The 21,831-nt window shown below is 53.2% G+C and carries 22 protein-coding genes; 14 read left to right on the top strand and 8 right to left on the bottom strand.

From position 1 onward, the window contains the following. Positions 1-33 precede the first annotated feature (33 nt). A complete protein-coding gene (locus ACKC9G_RS14570) occupies positions 34-702 on the bottom strand; it encodes a response regulator transcription factor (RefSeq protein ID WP_411406650.1) in 669 nt (222 codons plus the stop codon). 373 nt (positions 703-1,075) lie between these two features. On the opposite strand from ACKC9G_RS14570, the gene ACKC9G_RS14575 reads away from it, so the two are divergent. The 3 genes from ACKC9G_RS14575 (at position 1,076) to ACKC9G_RS14585 (ending at position 4,189) form a co-directional block, all read left to right on the top strand. Beyond that, positions 1,076-2,059 carry a Bug family tripartite tricarboxylate transporter substrate binding protein gene (locus tag ACKC9G_RS14575; RefSeq protein ID WP_411406652.1) on the top strand — a complete coding sequence of 328 codons (984 nt, stop codon included), beginning with the start codon at positions 1,076-1,078 and terminating at the stop codon, positions 2,057-2,059. Positions 2,060-2,223: 164 nt separating this feature from the next. Then, the gene (locus tag ACKC9G_RS14580; RefSeq protein ID WP_411406654.1) at positions 2,224-2,664 is read left to right on the top strand and encodes a tripartite tricarboxylate transporter TctB family protein; all 441 of its coding nucleotides are present in this window, start codon (positions 2,224-2,226) and stop codon (positions 2,662-2,664) included. A 4-nt stretch (positions 2,665-2,668) separates the two neighbouring features. After that, positions 2,669-4,189: a tripartite tricarboxylate transporter permease gene (locus ACKC9G_RS14585; RefSeq protein WP_411406656.1), complete on the top strand. Its 1,521-nt coding sequence runs from the start codon at positions 2,669-2,671 to the stop codon at positions 4,187-4,189. 306 nt (positions 4,190-4,495) lie between these two features. On the opposite strand, the gene tpx is transcribed toward ACKC9G_RS14585, so the two are convergent. From tpx to fldB, 4 genes are all read right to left on the bottom strand, one after another. Beyond that, a complete protein-coding gene (gene tpx / locus ACKC9G_RS14590) occupies positions 4,496-4,990 on the bottom strand; it encodes a thiol peroxidase (RefSeq protein WP_411406658.1) in 495 nt (164 codons plus the stop codon). A 219-nt stretch (positions 4,991-5,209) separates the two neighbouring features. Further along, complete coding sequence (gene cysN, locus ACKC9G_RS14595) at positions 5,210-6,643, bottom strand: sulfate adenylyltransferase subunit CysN (protein WP_411406660.1); 1,434 nt, start codon at positions 6,641-6,643, stop codon at positions 5,210-5,212. A gap of 115 nt (positions 6,644-6,758) precedes the next feature. Next, on the bottom strand, positions 6,759-7,691 hold the full coding sequence (cysD, locus tag ACKC9G_RS14600) for a sulfate adenylyltransferase subunit CysD (RefSeq protein ID WP_411406662.1): 933 nt from the start codon (positions 7,689-7,691) through the stop codon (positions 6,759-6,761). Positions 7,692-7,718: 27 nt separating this feature from the next. Beyond that, the gene (gene fldB / locus ACKC9G_RS14605) at positions 7,719-8,234 is read right to left on the bottom strand and encodes a flavodoxin FldB (protein ID WP_411406664.1); all 516 of its coding nucleotides are present in this window, start codon (positions 8,232-8,234) and stop codon (positions 7,719-7,721) included. A gap of 925 nt (positions 8,235-9,159) precedes the next feature. Between fldB and ACKC9G_RS14610 the strand changes: the two genes are divergently transcribed. From ACKC9G_RS14610 to ACKC9G_RS14645, 8 genes are all read left to right on the top strand, one after another. Continuing rightward, complete coding sequence (locus tag ACKC9G_RS14610) at positions 9,160-10,821, top strand: nitrite/sulfite reductase (protein ID WP_411406666.1); 1,662 nt, start codon at positions 9,160-9,162, stop codon at positions 10,819-10,821. Further along, complete coding sequence (locus ACKC9G_RS14615; RefSeq protein ID WP_411406668.1) at positions 10,805-11,287, top strand: DUF934 domain-containing protein; 483 nt, start codon at positions 10,805-10,807, stop codon at positions 11,285-11,287. The genes ACKC9G_RS14610 and ACKC9G_RS14615 overlap by 17 nt, the downstream gene beginning before the upstream one ends. 116 nt (positions 11,288-11,403) lie before the next feature. Next, on the top strand, positions 11,404-12,144 hold the full coding sequence (locus ACKC9G_RS14620) for a phosphoadenylyl-sulfate reductase (protein WP_411406670.1): 741 nt from the start codon (positions 11,404-11,406) through the stop codon (positions 12,142-12,144). Between the two features lie 114 nt (positions 12,145-12,258). Then, on the top strand, positions 12,259-12,885 hold the full coding sequence (locus tag ACKC9G_RS14625) for a nuclease-related domain-containing protein (protein ID WP_411406672.1): 627 nt from the start codon (positions 12,259-12,261) through the stop codon (positions 12,883-12,885). A gap of 34 nt (positions 12,886-12,919) precedes the next feature. Beyond that, positions 12,920-13,510 carry a DUF1294 domain-containing protein gene (locus ACKC9G_RS14630; protein ID WP_411406674.1) on the top strand — a complete coding sequence of 197 codons (591 nt, stop codon included), beginning with the start codon at positions 12,920-12,922 and terminating at the stop codon, positions 13,508-13,510. 22 nt (positions 13,511-13,532) lie between these two features. After that, positions 13,533-13,874 (top strand): hypothetical protein, encoded by a 342-nt coding sequence (locus ACKC9G_RS14635; protein ID WP_411406676.1) that lies wholly within the window; start codon positions 13,533-13,535, stop codon positions 13,872-13,874. A 13-nt stretch (positions 13,875-13,887) separates the two neighbouring features. Then, positions 13,888-14,589, top strand: coding sequence for a DUF2726 domain-containing protein (locus ACKC9G_RS14640; RefSeq protein ID WP_411406678.1), 702 nt, complete (start codon positions 13,888-13,890; stop codon positions 14,587-14,589). An 87-nt stretch (positions 14,590-14,676) separates the two neighbouring features. Continuing rightward, entirely contained in the window at positions 14,677-15,303 is a 627-nt protein-coding gene (locus ACKC9G_RS14645; protein ID WP_411406680.1) for a LysE family translocator, read from the top strand. A 25-nt stretch (positions 15,304-15,328) separates the two neighbouring features. On the opposite strand, the gene ACKC9G_RS14650 is transcribed toward ACKC9G_RS14645, so the two are convergent. Beyond that, the gene (locus ACKC9G_RS14650; protein ID WP_411406682.1) at positions 15,329-16,291 is read right to left on the bottom strand and encodes a LysR family transcriptional regulator; all 963 of its coding nucleotides are present in this window, start codon (positions 16,289-16,291) and stop codon (positions 15,329-15,331) included. A 94-nt stretch (positions 16,292-16,385) separates the two neighbouring features. On the opposite strand from ACKC9G_RS14650, the gene ACKC9G_RS14655 reads away from it, so the two are divergent. Further along, entirely contained in the window at positions 16,386-16,820 is a 435-nt protein-coding gene (locus ACKC9G_RS14655; RefSeq protein WP_411406684.1) for a DMT family transporter, read from the top strand. A 12-nt stretch (positions 16,821-16,832) separates the two neighbouring features. Next, positions 16,833-17,285: a DMT family transporter gene (locus ACKC9G_RS14660; protein WP_411406686.1), complete on the top strand. Its 453-nt coding sequence runs from the start codon at positions 16,833-16,835 to the stop codon at positions 17,283-17,285. A 71-nt stretch (positions 17,286-17,356) separates the two neighbouring features. Here the strand turns inward: ACKC9G_RS14660 and ACKC9G_RS14665 are convergent, their stop codons facing one another. Next, positions 17,357-18,457, bottom strand: coding sequence for an aldo/keto reductase (locus tag ACKC9G_RS14665; protein WP_411406688.1), 1,101 nt, complete (start codon positions 18,455-18,457; stop codon positions 17,357-17,359). Between the two features lie 120 nt (positions 18,458-18,577). On the opposite strand from ACKC9G_RS14665, the gene ACKC9G_RS14670 reads away from it, so the two are divergent. Next, positions 18,578-19,471: a LysR family transcriptional regulator gene (locus tag ACKC9G_RS14670; RefSeq protein WP_411406690.1), complete on the top strand. Its 894-nt coding sequence runs from the start codon at positions 18,578-18,580 to the stop codon at positions 19,469-19,471. 74 nt (positions 19,472-19,545) lie between these two features. Here ACKC9G_RS14670 and ACKC9G_RS14675 read toward each other — a convergent pair whose 3' ends face one another. After that, positions 19,546-21,630 (bottom strand): carboxy terminal-processing peptidase, encoded by a 2,085-nt coding sequence (locus tag ACKC9G_RS14675; RefSeq protein WP_411406692.1) that lies wholly within the window; start codon positions 21,628-21,630, stop codon positions 19,546-19,548. Positions 21,631-21,831: the final 201 nt, after the last annotated feature.

The raw sequence follows: 21,831 nt of genomic DNA on the forward strand, positions 1-21,831 counted from the left end.
TAGGGTGTAGACACCGGGGAGTTCGCAGAGCGGTTAGTCATCGACGTGGGCCAGATAGCCCATACCGCGGATGGTTTTGATTACCAGCGATGAGTCACTCAGCTTCTTGCGAAGGCGCGTTAAGGTCTGCTCGATGGCATTGGGGGTGTGGGCTTCATTAAAGGTGTAGAGCTTGTCTGCCAGATCTTCCTTGGTCATGACGTGATCAAGATTCAGCAGGAACACTTCGAGGAGCTGAACTTCTCTGGCTCGCAGGTCGACAGGTTCATCGTTGACGGCAACCTGACGAGACGCAGGGTCAAACACCAGATTGCCGCAGCGAACTTCATTGCTGGCACTGCCGCGCTCGCGCCGGATCAGCGCCCGTGAGCGTGCGGCAAGTTCGCGAAAATCGAAGGGTTTGACGAGGTAGTCATCGGCCCCAAGGTCGAGTGCGCTGACCCGGTCATCAATCTCAGCGCGGGCTGTCAGTACCAGTACAGGAACGCTTTTGCCCTGACGGCGCAGGCTTTTCAGAAACTGATAGCCGTCCTTGCCGGGGAGGTTAATGTCGAGAATCAGCAACTCGAAGGCCTGATAGGCCAGAATGCGCTCGGCTTCCTCGGCTGAACCAACCCAGTCCAGTGGATGACCCAGATGTTTGAAATAATCGGCGACGGCCTCAGCCAGCTCTTCGTTGTCTTCGATTAAAAGGATTCGCATAGAGGCTCACTACTACTTTCAGGCCCGACAGTTTTACCACAGCGACTGCTGGTGCGGCAGTTTACGAATGTTCACGCAGGCTGAGAATATGGCGATTTATAGGAATGACTGGCGCATTTTGTAGCCTTTGCCTATAACGGATAGGGAGTATGCGCCAAGGCGCCTGTATCCGGTATGGAGCGCTTAGACTTTAGCCTAATGTCACAGGTGTTACCAGCTTGTGTCAGGTTGGTGTCAGCAAGCAAGAGTAAGGTCACACTGACTCGTGATCTACATGCCGGATCAACGACAAAGCATACCAGCTACACCGGGCATGCTTTCCGAAAACCATATTGATTAAAACAATGAACCGATATTGGTGGAGAAAACAACAATGAAACGCCTCTTCGCATTGCCTGTATTGGCCCTGGCATCCGCTCTGATGACAGCTCCTGCTTTCGCTGCTGATGCCCGTAAAGCGCCAGAATGTATCGCGCCTGCCAACCCCGGTGGTGGCTGGGACTTCACTTGCCGTAGCGTCGGCAAACTGCTCTCCAACCTGAGCTATGTTGATGGCAACGTTCAGACCGTGAACATGCCTGGTGCCGGTGGTGGTGTTGCTTATGCTCACATCATCTCCAAGCGCAAAGACGACAACAACGTTGTTGTTGCCGCCAGTACTGCGACTACCACTCGTCTGGCACAGGGCCAGTTCCCTGGCATGAATGCTGACCAGGTGCAGTGGGTAGGTACGTTGGGTGCTGACTACGGTGTTATCGCCGTTTCCAAGAATTCTCCATACCACAGCCTGAAAGAGCTGCTGGATGCCCTGAAAGAAGACCCCAGTGCAGTCAAGTTTGCTGGCGGTAGCGCCAACGGCGGCTGGGACCATCTGAAGGTGCTGATCGCGGCGAAAGCTGACGGTGTCAAAGAACTGACCAAGGTGAAATATCTGGCGTTCGCCGGTGGTGGTGAAGCCATTACTCAGGTGATCGGTGGCCACGTTGGCGCCTTTACCGGTGACGTATCTGAGGTGCTGGGCTTTATCCAGTCCGGTGACCTGCGTGTTCTGGGTGTGCTGTCTGATGACCGCCTGCCTGCACCTTATGATCAGATTCCTACCGCGAAAGAGCAGGGTATCGATGCTGTAGCGCCTAACTGGCGTGGTTTCTACATCCCCGGTGGTGCTTCCAAAGAGACGTACACCTGGTGGACCAACTCCATCGACAAGCTGTATGACTCCGCTGAATGGCAGGATGTCATGAAAGAAAACGGCCTGCTGCCTTTCCACAAGTCTGGTGCTGACTTCGATGCCTTCGTTAAGAAGCAGATCGCTGACATCCAGAGCATTTCCAAAGAAGTTGGCCTGATCAAGTAAGCCGACTAAAGCCAGAGAAAGAGGGCGTTCGCTCTCTTTCTTTGCATCTGGCCAGTTTATCTCCCTGCACAGGATTGACTCCGGCATTACCGATGACTGGCCAACCCCCTGCATCCTGTTGATGCATCGATAAGCAAAACCCTGAGTGTTGTTGGAGGTAGCGCATGCTACTTAATGATCGGATCTTTGGACTGGTAATGCTGGTCCTGGCGATTGCCTACGGCTATGGCGCCACGCTACTGCCTGAGCCATTTGGTGGCAACGAAGTGGTAGGTCCCAAAGACTTTCCTCTGCTGCTGGCATGGCTGACAGGTATCTGTTCCCTGTACCTGATGTTCAAACCTTCTGAAACCCAACCCTGGCCCAGCGCTCGGGTCTTTGCTGAATTGATTATTGTGCTGATGGTGCTGTTTGCATTCGCCTGGGCACTGGAAACACTGGGCTTCATTATTGCCAGTCTGGTTTGTGTGGGCTTGCTGTGCTGGCGCATGGGGGCAACGCCTCTGTCTGCTGCATTGACCGGCCTTGGCAGTGGCGTGGGGATTTTCGTGATCTTCAACTATCTGCTGGAACTTCCACTTCCACTGGGCATTCTGGGAGGCTGAAGCGATGGAAACGATTAACCTGTTATTACAGGGTTTCGGTGTTGCTTTAACGCCTGAAAACCTGATGTTTGCTGTCGTAGGTTCTATCCTCGGCACTCTGATCGGCGCACTGCCGGGCCTTGGTCCCGCCAATGGTGTGGCGATCCTGATTCCTCTGGCGTTCAGCCTGGGTCTTTCTCCTGAGTCATCACTGATTCTGCTGACCTCGGTGTATGCCGGTGCCATGTACGGTGGCCGTATTTCCAGCATCATGCTGAATATTCCGGGTGATGAGCCGGCACTGATGACAACGCTGGATGGTTATCCGATGGCGCGTCAGGGTAAGGCCGCAGAAGCGTTGGCTATTTCCGCTATTGCTTCCTTTATCGGTAGCCTGATCGCCACTATCGGCCTGATGATGCTGGCACCAGTGCTGGCGCGCTTTGCGCTGCACTTTGGCCCTGCGGAATACTTCGCGCTGTTCTGTCTGGCATTCGCCACTCTGGGTGGTGTTACCGGCAAGAATCCGATGAAAACTCTGATGGCGGCCTGCATCGGCCTGATGATTTCCACCATCGGTATTGATGGCAACACCGGTACTCCACGTTACACCTTCAATATGCTGGAGCTGTATGAAGGTATCGACTTCATCATTGTGCTGGTAGGTATGTTTGCTATCAGTGAGCTGCTGTTCTTTATCGAGCTGCATGCTGGCGAAGGCCACAAAATGGTGCTGCTGAACAAGCTGAAACTGACCTTCAAAGACTTCCTGCACGTGCTGCCCACTGCGCTTCGCGGCTCGGTTGTTGGCTTCGTTGCCGGTGTTCTGCCAGGTGCAGGTGCATCTCTGGGTAGCTTTATCTGCTACACCCTGGAAAAACGCATTCTTGGTAACAAGGCTCGCTTTGGCGAGGGCGATCCACGCGGTGTGGCGGCTCCCGAAGCAGGTAACAACGCTGCCGCTAACGGTGCGCTGGTGCCGATGCTGACGCTGGGTGTGCCAGGAAGTGGTACCACGGCGGTACTGCTGGCGATGCTGATTTCCCTGAATATCACTCCCGGACCCATGCTGTTCCAGCAGCACGCGGATCTGGTGTGGGGTGTTATTGCTGCTCTGTTCGTGGGTAACGTGATTCTGCTGCTGCTGAACATCCCGCTGGTGGGTGTGTTCGTTAAGCTGCTGAGCATTCGCCCCATGTACCTGATGCCAGTGGTAACGCTGGTGGCTTCTGTCGGTATTTACAGTCTGAGCCACAACGCGATGGACCTCTATATGATGGTCGGTTTCGGTATTCTGGGTTATATCCTGCGCAAGATCGAAATCCCGCTGGTGCCTGTGATTCTGGGTCTGCTGTTAGGGCCGGAAATGGAGTCCAGCATGCGTCATGCGCTAACGCTGTCCGATGGCGACTGGGGCATTTTCCTGGGTAGCGGCCTGAGCATCGGCCTCTGGACGATCTCAATCCTGGGTCTGGTGCTGCCCACCATCATTGGCCCGCTGCTGCGCGGCAAAATGAACAAGGCACGTGAAACCACTGCCGAGTAACACTAGAATAGTTGGGGTGGCTCACCATCAGACGGGCCACTCCAATAACAGCGCTGGCTAGGCCGCGCAAAAAACGCACAAGGCATTCGCCCTGGACGGATAACAGTCAGACTTGAACAAGGAGTCTCAGAACTCCACATGCCGCAGCGAGTCTGCGGTTTTTTTTGCCCATCAAAAAGCCTGATCCCCAGGCTATCCCACGTTTTCAAGCGTTCAGGTAATAAAAAAGCAGGCCGAAGCCTGCTTTAGTCGTTACAGCTCTCACGATGTGAATGTTATCGGTGAGGGCTGAGATCGTCAGATTGATTACAGTGCTTTTAGCGCCGCGTCGTAATCTGGCTCATCAGCAATTTCGCTGACCAGCTGGGTGTAGCTGACTTTGCCTTCAGTATCGATAACCACCACGCTGCGCGCACACAGGGCAGCGATGGGGCCGGAAGTCATTTCAATACCGTAGTCTTTAGCAAAGGCGCTGCGGAATGCAGAGGCAGGGATAACGTTTTCCAGGCCTTCAGCACCACAAAAACGGGCCAGAGCAAAAGGCAGATCCTTGGAAATGCAGATCACCACGGTGTTATCCAGGCTACTGGCTTTCTGGTTGAACATGCGTACGGACTGAGCACAGGTGCCAGTGTCCACGCTTGGGAAAATGTTCAGTACAACGCGCTTGCCTTTCAGGCTTTCCAGCGTCAGCTCGGAGAGGTCTGTTTTGACCGCAGTAAACGCGGGCGCCTGGCTGCCAACGGCAGGCAGTTCACCGATGGTCTGAACGGGATTACCTTGTAGCGTGACGGTTGCCATAGTGAGACTCCATGTAGTGTGTACGTTGTATTCCTGAAAACGGCGTCCGGTCACTTGCCGGTCTTGCCGTGCCCGTTTGATCTTGCGGCCTGTCCGCGTAAATCACAAGCGCCGTCATGCCTTGAGGAAAGAAAATGAATGGAATTTCAACGACTTGGATAAAATATCAAAGATAAAAAAGGCAGCCGAAGCTGCCTTTTCTGATACGCAAACTGAAGCTTAGCGCAGCTTGCTGATATCGCGGGCATCCCAGTGCGGGAAGTATTTGCGAACCAGAGCGTTCATTTCCAGTTCAAAGGCTTGCAGGCGTTCAAGCTCGGAAAGACCGGCCAGTTCGTTGCCTGAGTCGTCATCCAGCGCGCTGATCATGCCTGCGCCCAAAGTGGCGTTAGAAATACGGTCGATCAGTACGAATGCGCCAGCATTACCTTTATTACCGTAGACATCCAGTGCCAGTGGCTCATCGGTGATAAGGCGCACGCGACCGATTTCATTGAGTGCCAGGTTATTGGTTGCCGACACTTCCAGCGTATTAACGTCGGTTTTATCCAGCAGCGCATCCACCTTGGCGGCGACCAGTTTCGGACCCACCTTGATCCAGTAGCGCTTGCCTGCTTCCAGATCGTTCTCGTTCATCCACACAACGTTGGCTTCAAAGCTGTCAGTCACCTTGGGCAGGTTGTCGGATTTGACGAGGGTATCGCCACGGGAAATATCGATCTCGTCTTCCAGTACCAGAGTAATGGCCTGAGGTGGATAGGCTTCATCCAGCTCGCCGTCGGCTGTCACAATGGCTTTGACCTTGCTGCTTTTGCCGGAAGGCAGGGCAGTGATGCTATCGCCTTTACGAATCACACCGGAGGCAACAGTACCGCAGAAGCCACGGAAGTCGAGGTTCGGGCGGTTAACGTACTGAACCGGGAAGCGGAAATCCTCGTAGTTGATGTCTTTGGCAACTTCAACGCTTTCAAGCAAAGGCATCAGTGGCTCGCCCTGATACCAGGGCATGTGCGCGGAAGGGTTAACCACGTTGTCGCCGTTCAGGGCTGACATGGGCACAAAGCGGATGTCCGGAATATCCAGCGCTTTGGCAAACTCCAGATATTCATCACGAATACGGTTGAACACTGCTTCGTCGTAATTCGCCAAATCCATCTTGTTGATGGCCACCACCACGTGCTTGATACCAAGCAGGTTGACGATAAAACTGTGGCGGCGAGTCTGGGTCAGCACGCCACGACGCGCATCAATCAGGATAATGGCCAGATTCGCGGTAGAGGCACCGGTCGCCATGTTACGGGTGTACTGCTCGTGTCCCGGAGTATCGGCAATGATGAACTTGCGCTTGTCCGTGGAGAAATAGCGGTAGGCCACATCAATGGTGATGCCTTGCTCGCGTTCAGACTGCAGGCCATCAACCAGTAGCGCCAGATCCAGCGCTTCACCGGCATTACCGACACGCTCGTTGTCCTTGTGCAGGGCGGCGAGGTGGTCTTCAAAAATCAGTTTGGTGTCATAAAGCAGGCGGCCAATCAGGGTGGATTTGCCATCATCAACGCTGCCGCAGGTGATAAAGCGCAGCAGGTCTTTGTTTTCGTGCTGTTTCAGGTAACCGAGAATATCCGACTCGATCAGTTCAGAGGCGTGAGACATGGTTCTCTCCGGGCCGTGACCGGGAAGGCTTACCTCCCCGGGAATCATTCATTGGGCAATCAACAGGTGACGGGCGTGGCGCCTTGGCGTCGCTGACGTATCCAGGATTAATAATCTAGAAGTAGCCTTCGCGCTTTTTCTGCTCCATGGAGCCCGCCTGATCGTGGTCAATCACACGACCCTGGCGCTCTGAGGTTTTGGTCAGCAGCATTTCCTGAATGATTTCAGGCAGAGTTGCCGCTTCAGATTCCACGGCACCCGTCAGCGGATAACAACCCAGAGTACGGAAGCGTACCGATTTCATTTCCGGCACTTCACCGGGCTCAAGGGGCATACGCTCATCATCCACCATGATCAGCGTGCCATTGCGCTCAACGACCGGGCGTTTTGCAGAGTAGTAAAGCGGTACGATCGGGATATTTTCCAGGAAGATGTACTGCCAGATATCCAGTTCAGTCCAGTTCGACAGAGGAAACACGCGGATAGACTCGCCACGATCCACCTTGCCGTTATAGATATTCCATAACTCAGGACGCTGGTTTTTAGGATCCCAGCGGTGCTTCTTGTCGCGGAAGGAATAGACACGCTCTTTAGCGCGGGACTTTTCCTCATCACGACGAGCGCCACCGAAGGCTGCATCAAAGCCGTACTTGTCCAGCGCCTGCTTCAATGATTCGGTTTTCATCACATCGGTATGGACTTTGGAGCCGTGAGTGAAAGGGCCAATACCCTGTTTCACGCCTTCCTCATTGATATGAACAATGAGATCCATACCGAGTTTCTCTGCCATCTGATCACGGAAGGTGATCATCTCGCGAAACTTCCAGGTGGTGTCCACGTGCATCAGCGGGAACGGTGGTTTGCCAGGGTAAAAGGCCTTGCAGGCCAGATGCAGCATGACCGCTGAATCCTTACCGATGGAATACAGCATTACCGGGTTTTCAAACTCAGCCGCAACTTCACGGATGATATGAATGGACTCGGCTTCCAGCTGCTTAAGATGCGTCAGCTGACGTGCAGACAGTGTTGGTTTGGTCGCTTCGGACATGTCACCCTCGTTAGGCCTGTAACCGGCTCAGGCCAGATTGGCTTCTTCTTTAATCTGTTTAACCCAGCGCTCGACCCGATCATCGGTCTGGTCGCGCTGCCAGTCTTCATCAATTGCCAGACCCACAAACTGCTTGCCATCGGCAGTGGCAGCCTTGGAGGCCTCATATTCGTACCCTTCGGTGGACCAGTAGCCGACAGCCTTGGCACCCTTGGCCACGACTTTGTCATGCAGCATGCCCATGGCGTCCAGGAACCACTCGGGATAACCGAACTGATCACCCAGTCCGAAGAAAGCCACTTGTTTGCCGCTGAAGTCGACATCATCCACGTCGTCCCAGACTTCCAGCCAGGCTTCCTGAATCTCGCCGTAATCCCAGGTGGGAATGCCGAAAATCACGAAATCATAGGCTTCAGCCACCGCGACAGGGGTTTCATCGACGCTGTAGACATCAACATCGGCACCTGCGAGCAGGCTGACGATCTTTTTGCCGACCTCTTCGGTGTTGCCTGTGGTTGAGCCGTAAAACAGGGCGATAGACATAACTCGTTTTCCTTTATGCAGTAGAAACGGCGGGGCGAACGCATCGCGATCTGCCGTTGGTAAACTCTGGTTTCCTGATCACGGTGAAGGCAGCGGTTATGCCGACAGGCAATACACGAGCCTTGATCCTGAGTAACGATTTCTGTGAACCGCTTTGATGAGGATGATTCTCATTACTCGCCAGAGACAGTAGGGTTTCCTACGACGCTCTTCAAGGCTTTTTACGTTTACTGACAAGCCATCCTGATCAATCACTCGCTGTCGCCTTCAATGCGTTAAGACAGTGGGGCGCAGAGTTTATTTTTTGGATGGTAGCGAGGAGAAATTAAAACTAAAAAGAATAAATTGTTATTCTTTAAGAGCTATAAGTAATAAAAATGCGGTTTATCAGTCGACCTGATACAACAACCGCCGCAGAACGAAGAGACTGATCAAAATAATCTAAAGCGCTATGGAAATGAAAAATTATTCTTTTGAGTTATATGACCGGTCTTTTACACTGCGAAGCTGCTAAACCCATGCGTTACGCAGGGTGAAGTGTTCCGAAGGATGGCTTCGGGAGGCGGTTGGAACGCTCTTTTAATGCGGCTTTCGCTTCCTGATGAATAGACGGGAACACAGCAGAATTACTACACTGGGGAGCAGATCACCCGGTGATAAATAAGGATGAGCCCGAGGCGCGTTTTGCTACGGGACTCAACTCCAGAACTGTGAAGATGATCAGAAAACAGGTGAAAGCGAAGCTGTTTGCTTGTTTTCGGGCCTGACTCGGGCCATCAGTGATATAGAGTCAGAGGTAATGCTTTGGCCTTGTTCGAGAGTAAAAATCGTTAACGCCAAGATCGTTAAAGAATGAGTGGAAGCGCCTTCCCGCGGGGTGGGTGGACTTCTCAACAAACCGTGAATCCGAGTGTGAACCAGTCCCATGTACGTTTATAACGACTATGACCAGCGCCTGGTCGATGAGCGTGTCGCGCAGTTTCGTGACCAGACACGCCGCTTTCTGGCAGGCGAGATTCCCGACGAAGAGTTCCGCGCACTGCGTTTGATGAATGGCCTGTACATTCAGCGTTACGCTCCCATGCTGCGAGTTGCCATTCCTTACGGCTTGCTGTCGTCAAACCAGCTTCGCAAGCTGGCGCACATCTCCCGTGCCTACGACCGCAACTACGGCCACTTTACTACCCGTCAGAATATCCAGTTCAACTGGCCGACGCTGGAGTCGGTGCCTGACATTCTGGCTGAACTGGCAGAAGTGCAGATGCACGCCATTCAGACCAGTGGTAACTGCATTCGTAACACCACCACGGACCAGTACGCCGGCGTTATTGCCGGTGAAGTGGAAGACCCACGCCCCTGGTGTGAGTTGATCCGCCAGTGGTCCACACTGCACCCCGAGTTTGCTTATCTGCCACGTAAGTTCAAGATTGCTGTGACTGCTTCCGAGCGCGATCGTGCCGCCACGCAAGTGCATGACATCGGTCTGCATATGCTGAAGAACGAGCAGGGCGAAGTTGGCTTCCAGGTGATGGTGGGCGGCGGTCTTGGTCGTACTCCCTTTATCGGTCAGGTCATTTGCCCCTGGCTTGAGAAAAAGCATCTGCTGTCTTATCTCGAATCCATTCTGCGTGTCTACAACCTGCACGGTCGCCGTGACAACAAGTACAAGGCACGTATCAAGATTCTGGTCAATGCTGTCGGTATTGATGCTTTCCGCGAGATGGTGGATGCCGAGTGGGTTCATACTAAAGATGGCCCGCTGACACTGGATGAGAACGAAGTCGTTCGTTTGCAAAGCCACTTTACCGCACCGGATTATCAGTCTGTATCAGCGAAATCAGACGAACTGGCGCAGCAACTGGCCGGTAATGATGATTTCCGCGTTTGGTACGAGCGTAATACCCGTGAGCATAAAGTTGACGGCTATCGCATTGTTGTCCTGTCTCTGAAGCCTTTGCTGCGCGCGCCTGGCGATGTCACTGATGCGCAAATGGATGCTATTGCTGATATGGCCGACAGCTTCAGTTTTGGTGAGCTGCGCGTCACCCACGACCAGAATCTGGTATTGGCTGATGTCACCGAGAAAGATCTGTTTGCGGTCTGGCAGAAAGCGGTTGAGCTGGATGTTGCCCGTCCTAACGTAGGCACCGTCACCGACATGATCTGCTGCCCCGGTTTTGATTTCTGCTCTCTGGCCAATGCTCAGACCATCCCAGTGGCGGAAGCGATTAACCAGCGCCTGGAGCAACTGGACTACGTGCATGATCTCGGTGACATCAGCCTCAATATGTCGGGCTGTATGAATGCTTGTGGTCATCACCACGTTGGCAACATCGGTATCCTTGGCGTCGATAAGAAAGGTGAGCAGTGGTATCAGATCACCATCGGTGGTAGTGGCTATGAAGATGCCAGCCTCGGTAAGGTGATCGGTAAAGCCGTTCATCAGGACGACGTTCCTGAGACGATGGTCAAGCTGCTGGAGACTTACGTTGCTGAGCGTGAGTCCGATGAAGAATCCTTCCTCGACACCGTACGTCGTGTCGGTGTGCAACCCTTTAAGGAGCGCGTATATGCCACTCATTCGTAATACTGCTGAAGGCGCTGTCGTCGTCAGTGACGAGTGGACGCTGCTGCTGGAACAGGATGCCGAGCTGCCATCATCAAAAGTACTGGTGCCGCTGGCGCGCTATCTGGATGCCACCGGCGGCGATGTTGCCCCTGTGATTGCACCGGACGATGATGTTCTGGCTCATGCGGATGCACTGAAAAACGCTCCTCTGGTGGCCATTAACTTCCCGGCATTTACTGACGGGCGTGGATTTACCCATGCTCGTATGCTGCGTGAACGCCTGGGTTACACCGGTGAAATCCGTGCGGTAGGTGATGTTTCCCGCGACCGTCTGGAATACATGGCACGGTGCGGTTTCGATACCTTCCTGATCCCGGAAGAACGCTTCAAGCCTGAAGTACTGGCTGCATTCGACGACATTTCTGTCGACTATCAAGGGGGCGCTTATGATCCCCGTCCGCTGTTTCGCCGTCAGAGCGCCTGATTCACCGGTGCTTTAAGCCCATCGCTAATATTGGTGTTGGGCGTCTTCGGCAAGCAGTTATCGGCGCGGCCCTTCCGGTCGCGTCGTTTCTAACCGATTAGCGTGAGGCTTTGATCATGAGCGACATCAGTCCTGAGCTCCAGGCCAAGATCGACCACAGCATTGCTCTGCTGCAAGAAGCAGCAGGTAAATACGAGCGCGTCACCTTTGCCAATTCTCTGGGCGCAGAAGATGTGGTGCTGACCCATCTGATCGCCACAAAGGCACCTGCCATCAGCATGTTCTGTCTGGATACTGGCCGCTTGCCGGAAGAGACGCTGACGCTACTGGCGGATATCCAGCAGAAACTGAGCTGCAGCATTCAGGTGTACTACCCTGAAGCGGCCGATGTAGAGGCTTATGTCAGTGAGAACGGCATTAATGCCTTTTACGAGAGCGTTGAGCTGCGCAAGGGCTGCTGCTTCGTGCGTAAGGTGAAACCTCTCAAGCGTGCCTTGTCGGGACACGATGCCTGGATCACGGGTATTCGTCGGGAGCAGTCGGTGACCCGTGATAACGTTGCCTTCACCGAGCGTGACCTGGGCAACGATATGGACAAGCTGAACCCGCTGGCGGACTGGACGGAAAAAGAAGTCTGGGCCTATATTCGTGCCTTTGATGTGCCTTATAACCAGCTGCATGATCGTCATTACCCCAGTATCGGCTGTGCACCCTGCACACGCTCCGTGACCATGGGGGAGGATGTTCGCTCCGGTCGCTGGTGGTGGGAAAATGAAGAGCTGCGTGAGTGTGGATTGCACCCCGGCAGTTCCTCACCTCTCAAGCCCCGCCCTGAAGTCTCAATGCTTAAGCCCTGAGGCTGATGAGGGAAAAGAAAAACCGCGCTTGTCGCGGTTTTTTTATGGTTATATACAGGCAGACTTTATACGGCCGTGGGATGGATACTGCGATAGCGAGGGAGCGCGACGTTAATGACGTGGTTGGGCTGGTTACTGGTTTTTATTCTGGGGTTTTACTTAGGTAGCCTGCGCAGGAAATACCGTATTCGCGCGGAAGAGCAGCTCGTCGCTAATCAGGTCGAATCCTGGATTGACCGCTCCAGAGAGGTGCTGGTCAACAACATCACCCTTGAGCTTGCGAACGGTAAAACCACGCAGATTGATCATGTGCTTATTTCTCCTTACGGCATCTTTGTCATCGAGTCCAAGCACTACAGCGGCTGGATTTTTGCTCAGGAGCACGATGCCCGCTGGACACAGGTGCTCAACAAGAAGCGCACGCCCTTTCAGAATCCGATTCGGCAGAATTACCGGCATGTAAAAGCCATTCAGCAGCTTTTTGACTTTCTTCCTCCAGAGCAGATTGTTTCACTGGTCGTCTTTTCCGGAAGTGCCAAATTTCGCGGTGGCAAACCACTTAATGTGTTTTATACCCATGAATTGAAAAACTATTTACGCTCGCGTGAAAAGGAAGTAATGAGCATTAATCGGGTGCAATTCTGTCTTGGCAGGCTGCAATTCAGCCGCCTTAAAGAAAGCTATGAGACCGATGAGCTGCATATCAGCAATCTTCAGGCTGAGCGGCGAGTACTCCAATAGCTGTCGTTTTTTATCTGTCAGGCAAGGAGGTTGAATGGAAGGTCAGATTGTCGAATGGAATGATGCCAAGGGCTATGGCTTTATCGACGCGACGACCGGTGAACGTCGCATTTTTCTGCATATCTCCGCGATTAAAGAACGAAGCCGGCGCCCGAAAGTGAATGACAAGGTCAGCTTCTTTATTCGTGATGATGAGAAAGGGCGAGCCAATGCGGTGAATGTGACCCTCGAATCCGCTGCTGGCCTGCCCTGGCAAATGGGCTTTGCCGTGCTATTTATGCTGGCGGTGATTGTGCTGGTTGTACTGGGGAAACAATCCTGGCTCTGGATTCCCGCGTATCTTTTGATGAGTATCGTCACCTTTGCCTTTTTCGCTCAGGATAAGCACGCAGCGAAGAGAGGAGCATGGCGGACACCGGAAAGTACCCTTCAGCTGTTCTCATTATTCTGCGGCTGGCCAGGTGCGCTCTTCGCCCAGCAGATGCTGCGTCACAAATCGAAAAAGGGCAGTTTCAAGGCGACGCTGTGGGGCTGCATCGTCATTAACCTCGGAGCCTTTGGTTGGACCTTTACTTCTAAGGGCTATTATTGGCTGGAGTCGCTGATGCAGAGTTTGCTGGCGTAGAGAGTGTTCAAGGGGGCTCATAATGATGCCATTTATTGCCGTTCTCTTGGGCGGGTTAGCGGTTTTTACACTGGCTCGTTTTTCACGGCAGCGTCACGAGAAGAGTTACGGCAAAGCTTCAGCTTCGCGCAAAAGTGCTTTCGGTTTACTCGTTGTTGGCATGACGGCATTGATGATGGGGTTGTTTGTGCTCTACCCGGGGATTCCTCTCGTTCTGGGAGTCTGCGTTTATCTATTGTTCTATTGTGGATTTACCCCAGAGCGTCCGGGTATTTATAAAGACCTGTCTTTTTCGCTGATTCTCGCGTTGGCAATCAGCTTTCCTCTCTGGCTGCTGTTTAAACAAAGCGTATTGATTAATTAAAGAGAACTTTACGATGCAATTGCTGATTCTTGCTGTGGTGATAGTGGGGTTATTGTTCTGGTGGCGTGGCCAGGGTAAAGGTAAGCGTCTGGTGGAGCCGCTGCCCGATGAGTCGACAGAGAATACGAGTGAAGAGAGTTTTCTTGGCTACCAGAAAATTGAGCGCATTGTCACACCTGCAGAGCGCTCCTTTCTCGGCGTGCTTCATGCTGTTGTGGGTGAGGAAGTCTTGGTGTTGTCTAAGGTGCGGGTGGCGGATGTCATTCTGCCGCAGAAGACGCCTGACCGCCGCCGCTGGAAGATCGCTTTCAACAGCATTGCTGCCAAGCACTTCGATTTTGTGCTCTGTCGTGCCGATGACTTAAGTGTGCTCTGTGCCATCGAGCTCAATGATAAGTCCCATGAGAACACACAGCGACAAGAGCGTGATGCCTTTCTGCGTGCTGCCTGTGCCAGCGCCGATCTGGACTTGATCGAAGTTCCTGCCAGGCAGGGTTATCAGCTTCAGGAGGTGAAGGATTTGCTGGGTGCTTACCTCAATCCTGAGCCGTTAGATGATCATCATGATGTGCTTTGTGAGGCCTGTGGCTCCCTCATGGTGTTGAGGACTGCGCGCAAAGGTAAGAATGCGGGTAATCAGTTTTTGGGCTGCAGCAATTATCCTGAATGTAAGCACATGCAGCCTTTGGATAGCGCTACGACTGAGGATGTTTAACATTCCATCAAGGAGTGGATTGACTCGGGCGTGGCGTAATGGATTCATCGGTATCCTTGATGATCCCTACATGCAGGAGAGAGAAGCATGTCACTTGAGCACTGGCTGGCCTTTGTTGCTGCCGCTTCGGTACTACTGATGATTCCGGGGCCCACCATTCTGGCGGTCATTAGTTATTCAATGACCCACGGGCGTCGTGCCAATCTTCCGCTGATTGCGGCGGTGATGCTGGGAGACGCAACGGCACTGGCGGTCTCATTGCTGGGTTTGGGTGCATTGCTTAAGGTGTCCGCTTTCTGGTTTACCGTGGTAAAGATCATCGGCGGGATGTATCTGCTGTTTTTGGGCATTAAAATGCTGCGTGCAGGGGTGTCGCCCACTCAGGTCTTTGCGCCGAAAGCCCCTGCCTCCTGGTGGCGGCTATTTGCTAACACTTACATGGTGACGGCGCTGAATCCTAAAGGCATCGTATTCTTTGTAGCGTTTTTGCCCCAGTTTGTGAGCAGTGACCATCCAGCGACGCCTCAACTTTTCCTGCTGGCGGCGACCTTTGTCACCCTGGCGATGCTCAATACCAGTCTTTATGCGATCTTCGCCGGTTCCGCCCGGAAGCTACTTTCCTCGCCTCGGGCTCAGCGTGGCTTTCACCTGACAGGCGGCAGCCTGCTTTCCTGTGCTGGTGTGTGGGCGATGCTGGCCAAACGGCCTGTATGATCGCAGGTTGAATGAAGAAACGCCCTCAGGGGCGTTTTTTTATGGGCTGATCACTTTCATAGCTCCAGTAAGGGGGCGTGCCAAATACCTCAACAAAGAAGTCGATCACTGTTCGAACATTCAGTGAAGGAAGATGCGTATTCGGATAGATCAGGCTCAGGCTTTGTGGGGTCTTGCCAATGGCGACATCATATTCAGGCAGTAGGGCGGTCAGCTTGCCTTCCTTGAGATATTCGCCAATCAGCCAATCCGGGAAAAGCACTACACCTGCATGGTTCAAGGCGGCGACCAGCAGGCTTTGTGCATCGTTGGAAAGCATGGCAGGAGTGACTTGTTGTTGATGCCAGCCTCCCTGGCCATGACGGTAGAGCCAGCGATTTCGACCTGATGAGCCTCCATAGACAAGGCAGTGATGCTGCTGCAACTCCTGTGGGTGGACTGGTATTCCTGCCCGCGCGAGATAATCCGCTGTGGCGGCCAGAAAGTAACGCTGTGGACTGATCACTCGTCCCTGCAAGCTGGAGTCTTCTGGTGTTGCGATGCGAAAAATCAGATCGGCGGCCTGGCTGTGAGGGTCAATAAAGTCATCCGTCAGGCTCAGCTCTATCTGTAGCTTGGGATAGCGCTCCAGTAGCGTGGGTAACCACGGCGCTATGTGGCGCTGGCCAAAATACACAGGCGCGTTGAGCCGGATGATGCCTGAAGGGGATTGTGAGCGTTGCGCCAGATGTTGTTGGGCATGATCAAAACGGGCAAGCATGTCACGGGCAGGATCAATCAATAAGCGCGCTGCTTCGGTCGGCATCAGCGCTCGGGTATTACGGTAGAACAGTTGCTGGCCGAGGCTGTCTTCCAGCTGACGAATCACCCGGGAAATCATCGACGGCGACACATTTTCTCGTCGGGCCACTTCGGAATAGCTCAGGCAGTCACATACCGCGATAAAGAAGCGCAGCGAGCGCAGGTTGACGTTATCCAGTGTGCTCATTTGTGCAGATTCCGCATAGGTGTTTGCAGGATTGTCCCATTTATTGGAAATCGCCTCCAGCGTAGTCTTGTGCGCTTCAAAAAAGGAGGCGGTGATGCAGTGGCTACTAATCGGACTCGTGGTGATGGGAGGGGCTGGCCTTTCTGTGGAAGCGGGGCTACTTGGCCCCTTGGGTGAGGAAGTGGGTGGTTTATGGGCTACCTTGAGTATTTTTGGGGTAGGCGCTGCGCTGACGTTTTTACTGATGCTGTTTTTTAGCCCCCGGCAAAGTCCCTCTTTTTTCAGTCAGCCAGGCTGGACTTTAACGGGAGGAATTCTTGGCCCGGTTTACGTGGTCATCCTTACGCTTACGACGCCCACCATCGGTATTGCCATGACCATGATTGGTATTCTGGCGGGGCAGGTGAGCAAGAGCCTGATGATTGATCATTTCGGCTGGTTGGGTACGCAAAAGCGTCCGATTTCTTCTCAACGGGTCATTGCGCTGCTCTTCATTATCGCGGCGCTTGTATTAATGGCGCAGGGCTAAGGGGAATACACGATGACGATACTGATGATTCTTCTTGCTGTTATTGGCGGTGCGACCCTGAGTGTTCAGGCGGCAGTCAATGGCACGCTTGGTAGCCAGCTAGGCGTATTTCGAAGTGCCTTTCTGACCTTCTCGGTCGGTGCGCTGGTCACCGCATTGCTGATCTTTTTCTTCGAGCCGGCACAGCGCCTGACCCTGATGGATGTTCCCAAGTGGCAGTTGCTGGGGGCTCTTTGTGGCGTGCCCTATATTGTCATCATGGTGCTGGCGGTGCAGCGTATTGGTAATGCTGTTGCGACGGTTGCCGTTATCTTCGGGCAGCTACTCATGAGCTTGCTGATCGATAACTTTGGTTGGTTGGGTAACAGCGCAATCGAGTTTTCTCCCACACGCATTGGCGCGGTGATCTGTCTTGGCGCCGCACTGTATTTCATTCATGCGAGTAATCGAAAGGCAGCGAGCTAAGACCAGACCTCAGGTTTTAAGAAAACGCCCGTGAGGGCGTTTTTTATTGGTCGCAGGCTAGTGGTCATCGCTTATTCATAACCTGGTTTAATCAGGTGGCCACCGAAGGCTAACTTTCCGACAAAGTCACTAAAAAGATTGGCTGGATACGGAGGCATGGGAGCACTGATCGCATCCAGCGCCTGTAAGTGTTGGGGATGGAGTTTGACTGCCAGGGCTTTTAGGTTGTCTTGCAGTTGGCCGAGTTTACTGACGCCAATCAGTGTGCCTGCTACCGTTGGGCGTTGTACCAGCCAACTCAGTGCAACCTGAGAGCAGGGCACCTCAAGCTCGGTGGCAACCTTTTTAATTTCCTTCAGTATGGCCCAGTTGCGTTCGGTGAACTTGCTGTCGCCAAAGGGATTGCTGCCGGAGAGCCTGTTCTTACTGGTGCCGCTATCCTGACCGCCATCCGGAAGACTGTGGCCGCGCTGACCAGCGACATTGGCCGGATCTTTACGATCATATTTCCCGGTAAGAAAGCCCCCTGCGAGTGGGCTCCATGGTTGCATCGCCAGTCGCTGTGTATAGGCCAATGGCAAGTGTTCTGCTTCAATGCCGCGCTCGGCAAGAGAGTATTCGAACTGCAGAGCGATGGGCGCGATCAACCCCTGAGTTCTGGCCAACGTCACTATCGTGGCGATATACCAGGCGGGGGCATTGGATATCCCCCAATAGCGAATCTTGCCGGCACGTACCAGCTGAGACATGGTCTGTAAAACTTCTTCGGGCGGAGTAATGCGATCCCAAACGTGTAGCCAGTAAAGATCAATGTAATCCGTCTGCAATCTCTGCAGGGACTGCTCGACAGCTGTGTGAATGGCCTTGGCGCCATTTCCGCCAGCGTGAGGATGGTCCGACCAGGCGAAGGCTGACTTGGTGGCGATCACCAGCTGATTCCGGAGATTACGAGTTCTTGTGAACTCTCCCACCAGAGTTTCACTCTGGCCTCCCGAATAAATGTTGGCGGTATCAATAAAGTTGCCGCCTTGTTCTACATAGCTGTCAAAAATAGCTCGGGAGGCTTCGGTATCAGCACCCCAACGCTGCGTGCCGAATGTCATGGTGCCAAGGGCCAGCGGGCTGACAATAAGACCTGAATGGCCAAACGGGCGGTAATGATCAAGCTGCATGGAAATCTCCTGCCTGCGCGTCTGCGGCGTTAGTTCAGTTGGGCAGAAGTCATCATAGGCGCTAGGATTGTTAATGATTATCCAATAAATATTCGAAAGACTAGTGAGCGTAATTCACAAATGCTGCGTGAGAACTGGAATGACCTGATTGTTTTTGCCCATGTCTGTGAGCAGGGCAGCTTTACGGCGGCATCGCGCTTACTGGGGCTGAGTCCGTCAGCCATCAGCCATCTGATCAAAAAGCTTGAAGCCAGGTTGAATACGCGGCTTTTACACCGCTCAACACGAAGCATTGCTCCGACTGAGGTCGGGCAGGCGCTACTGACGGCTTTAACTCCTGCGGTTCAAAGCCTGAATCAGGCACTGGAGGATATTGACACCCGGCAAACCCAAACGTCAGGCCGAGTGCGTATTACCAGCCATCGGGTGGCGGTACTCTATACCCTAATGCCGAGGCTTAAGGCGTTTCAGGCGGCTTACCCCAACATCACGCTGGAAATTCAGATTGAGGATGGCCTGGTCGACTTTGTAAAAACCGGCTTCGATGCCGGTATTCGGCGCAGTGAGTCACTGGCACCAGACATGATCGCGGTGCCTATTGATAAGCCGGTATCCTTAGCCATTGTTGCTTCTCCGACTTATCTGGAGCTGGCGGGGTGGCCTAAGACGCCACATGAGTTAACGCGCCATCGTTGTATGAATTACCGCTTTGGTACTTCGGGGGCCTTATTTAACTGGCCATTCAAAGAGGGTGAGCGGACGTTTCAGGTCGAGGTGCCTTCGCAGCTCGTATTTAATGACAGTGATATGCTGCTGCAGGCGGTGATCTCCGGATGCGGTATTGCCTGTCTTACGGAGAATCAGGCGAAGGATGCACTGGCGCAGCAACAGCTGGTCCGGCTTTTTGAAGAGCAGTCGATCGAGTTACCAGCCAACTTTATCTATTACCTTGGCCACCGGCATGTGCCACCCGCCTTGAGGGTGTTTATCGATTTCTTCCGACTGCCTGGATAGCGTCACTTGGTCTCTTGATAGCGCACATAAAAAAACGCCCCGAAGGGCGTTTTTTATTCATCAGCACAGAGCGATTATTCTTTCTCTTTTTCCTTGGCGGAAAGCTGAACCATGTCACTCATGACTTTACCGGTTTCGGTCAGGATAGGATCATCCATGCCGTCTTCCTTATTGAGCTGTTCGATCTGCTCAAAGTTGGTCAGAGGCTCTTCGCCTTTGGCCTTACGACGGATGTTTTCCTGCTGAAGATCCCAGGCTTCATTCTTCTCACGCTCAGATTTCAGTGCATCCAGCCACAAAGGTGTGGTGGTTTCCTTGCGAAGTGCGGTCTGGCGCTTCATGAGGTTAACCATGTAGTCAAAATCAGGATCGTTACCGGTACGCTCCAGATGACGCTGGCGCAGCTCATCCAGGATAAAGCCGTAGTCACCGTACAGCGGATAGCGCAGCGGACGTACTTTATCCCAGGGTAGTGCGTGATCCAGCGCACTTTCGCCAATCTGATCGTTATCAATCAGGGTGGGGAAGCTGATATCAGGTACAACGCCTTTATGCTGCGTGCTCTGACCAGAGATACGATAGAACTTGGCCTGAGTCAGCTTCAGCTGGCCTGAAGGCAGAGGCAGCACGGTTTGAACGGTTCCTTTGCCGAAGGTCTGTGAACCAACGATCAATGCGCGACCATAATCCTGCATGGCACCGGCGAAAATCTCTGAAGCCGAAGCACTCAAGCGGTTTACCAGCACAATCAGCGGACCATCATAGGCAACGCTGGGATCGGAATCACCGAGGATATTCACACGACCCTTGGCATCGCGAACCTGAACAGTCGGTCCCTGACGAATAAACAGACCGATCAGTTTGTTGGCTTCCTGTAATGAGCCGCCGCCATCGTTACGCAGGTCCAGAATCAGACCTTTGATGTCGTCTTTTTTCAGCTCTTCAATCAGCTTGGCAACGTCACGGCTGGTGCTCTTGTAGTTCGGATCACCATTCTGCGCGGCCTGGAAGTCCATGTAGAAGGTAGGCAGGGTGATAACGCCCACGTGCATTGGCGCTTTGCCATCTGCCTGAGGAATATCGATGACCTTCTTCTTGGCAGCCTGATCTTCCAGTTTGACCTTGTTACGAACTAAACGAACGATTTTGGTTTTCTTGTCAGCAGACCCGGCGGGGATGATCTGCAGGCGGACAACGCTGTCTTTGGGACCACGAATCTTGTCGACCACTTCATCCAGACGCCAGCCCACGACATCGACCATCTCACCGTCATCACCCTGAGCTACACCGACGATAATGTCAGCAGGATTCAGCTGTTTGGATTTTTCTGCGGGGCCTCCGGCAACCAGGCGCACCACTTTGGTCTGTTCGTCTTCAGACTGCAGTACTGCACCGATCCCTTCGAGGGACAGACTCATGTTGATGTTGAAGTTTTCAGAGGTCTGCGGCGAGAAGTACTGGGTGTGAGGATCGTGCAGCTCCGCAAACGCGTTCATGTAGATCTGGAACGCATCCTCATTGTTGGTCTGACGCAGGCGTTTGATCTGGTTGGTAAAGCGGCGCTCCAGAGTCTGAGTCGCTTCCTCTTCGGTTTTATCCGTCAGCATCAGGCTGAGCACGCTGCTCTTCATCTGTTTACGCCACAGATCATGAAGGGCTGCTTCATCGGCAGGCCAAGGTGCTTTCTTGCGGTCCGTCAGCATTTCTTCGTGCTTGTTAAGCTCGTAAGCTTCTGGTCCTTTAGCCAGCAGGTCCAGCTGATAATTCATGCGCTCAAAGCGGCGACGCTGAGCGGCATTAAAGATATCAAAAGCATCTTTAAGCTTGCCTGACTTCAGCTGATCATCCAGCTGATCCTTCAGGTTCTTGTGCAGAATTTCGATATCGGTGGTCAGGAACAGGGAATGGGTGGGATCAAGATCATCCAGATAGCGATCCAGCATTTCACCGGACAGTTTGTTGTCGACCGGTAATGTCTGGTAATGATTGTCCGTGAGCGCCGTTACAATGGTTTTGCTCAGGCTGGCATGGTCTGCATCAGGCTGCAGCACATCCTTGGCAGGATCATAATTCAGAGAGGGGTCAGCGATGCTGGCACTGACTCCTCCGCAGGAAAGAGCGAAGGCGAGGCCGACGGATATTGCGGTCAGGCGGAGCATGTAGCGGATTCCTTTGCCTTTGAAACGTAGAGTGTATGACCTTCGGTCAGCCAAAAAGTTTCCGTGAATACCGAATGAGGCGGGCAGGCCCGGATGCCTCGCACACGGCCTTAATAAGCCGGGGCTGGCAGTATTTCAGGATAGTACCATAGAATTATATGAAGACACGGCCTGTGTTAGGGTGTGCTTGTTACAACATAT

The organism is Pokkaliibacter sp. CJK22405 (assembly GCF_046614695.1).
In the GTDB taxonomy this organism is placed as follows: domain Bacteria; phylum Pseudomonadota; class Gammaproteobacteria; order Pseudomonadales; family Balneatricaceae; genus Pokkaliibacter.

Excerpts from the sequence above, each read along its gene's own strand:
- ACKC9G_RS14570 (WP_411406650.1), bottom strand. The coding sequence starts at position 702 with ATGCGAATCCTTTTAATCGAAGACAACGAAGAGCTGGCTGAGGCCGTC.
- ACKC9G_RS14575 (WP_411406652.1), top strand. The coding sequence starts at position 1,076 with ATGAAACGCCTCTTCGCATTGCCTGTATTGGCCCTGGCATCCGCTCTG.
- ACKC9G_RS14580 (WP_411406654.1), top strand. The coding sequence starts at position 2,224 with ATGCTACTTAATGATCGGATCTTTGGACTGGTAATGCTGGTCCTGGCG.
- ACKC9G_RS14585 (WP_411406656.1), top strand. The coding sequence starts at position 2,669 with ATGGAAACGATTAACCTGTTATTACAGGGTTTCGGTGTTGCTTTAACG.
- tpx (WP_411406658.1), bottom strand. The coding sequence starts at position 4,990 with ATGGCAACCGTCACGCTACAAGGTAATCCCGTTCAGACCATCGGTGAA.
- cysN (WP_411406660.1), bottom strand. The coding sequence starts at position 6,643 with ATGTCTCACGCCTCTGAACTGATCGAGTCGGATATTCTCGGTTACCTG.
- cysD (WP_411406662.1), bottom strand. The coding sequence starts at position 7,691 with ATGTCCGAAGCGACCAAACCAACACTGTCTGCACGTCAGCTGACGCAT.
- fldB (WP_411406664.1), bottom strand. The coding sequence starts at position 8,234 with ATGTCTATCGCCCTGTTTTACGGCTCAACCACAGGCAACACCGAAGAG.
- ACKC9G_RS14610 (WP_411406666.1), top strand. The coding sequence starts at position 9,160 with ATGTACGTTTATAACGACTATGACCAGCGCCTGGTCGATGAGCGTGTC.
- ACKC9G_RS14615 (WP_411406668.1), top strand. The coding sequence starts at position 10,805 with ATGCCACTCATTCGTAATACTGCTGAAGGCGCTGTCGTCGTCAGTGAC.
- ACKC9G_RS14620 (WP_411406670.1), top strand. The coding sequence starts at position 11,404 with ATGAGCGACATCAGTCCTGAGCTCCAGGCCAAGATCGACCACAGCATT.
- ACKC9G_RS14625 (WP_411406672.1), top strand. The coding sequence starts at position 12,259 with ATGACGTGGTTGGGCTGGTTACTGGTTTTTATTCTGGGGTTTTACTTA.
- ACKC9G_RS14630 (WP_411406674.1), top strand. The coding sequence starts at position 12,920 with ATGGAAGGTCAGATTGTCGAATGGAATGATGCCAAGGGCTATGGCTTT.
- ACKC9G_RS14635 (WP_411406676.1), top strand. The coding sequence starts at position 13,533 with ATGATGCCATTTATTGCCGTTCTCTTGGGCGGGTTAGCGGTTTTTACA.
- ACKC9G_RS14640 (WP_411406678.1), top strand. The coding sequence starts at position 13,888 with ATGCAATTGCTGATTCTTGCTGTGGTGATAGTGGGGTTATTGTTCTGG.
- ACKC9G_RS14645 (WP_411406680.1), top strand. The coding sequence starts at position 14,677 with ATGTCACTTGAGCACTGGCTGGCCTTTGTTGCTGCCGCTTCGGTACTA.
- ACKC9G_RS14650 (WP_411406682.1), bottom strand. The coding sequence starts at position 16,291 with ATGAGCACACTGGATAACGTCAACCTGCGCTCGCTGCGCTTCTTTATC.
- ACKC9G_RS14655 (WP_411406684.1), top strand. The coding sequence starts at position 16,386 with ATGCAGTGGCTACTAATCGGACTCGTGGTGATGGGAGGGGCTGGCCTT.
- ACKC9G_RS14660 (WP_411406686.1), top strand. The coding sequence starts at position 16,833 with ATGACGATACTGATGATTCTTCTTGCTGTTATTGGCGGTGCGACCCTG.
- ACKC9G_RS14665 (WP_411406688.1), bottom strand. The coding sequence starts at position 18,457 with ATGCAGCTTGATCATTACCGCCCGTTTGGCCATTCAGGTCTTATTGTC.
- ACKC9G_RS14670 (WP_411406690.1), top strand. The coding sequence starts at position 18,578 with ATGCTGCGTGAGAACTGGAATGACCTGATTGTTTTTGCCCATGTCTGT.
- ACKC9G_RS14675 (WP_411406692.1), bottom strand. The coding sequence starts at position 21,630 with ATGCTCCGCCTGACCGCAATATCCGTCGGCCTCGCCTTCGCTCTTTCC.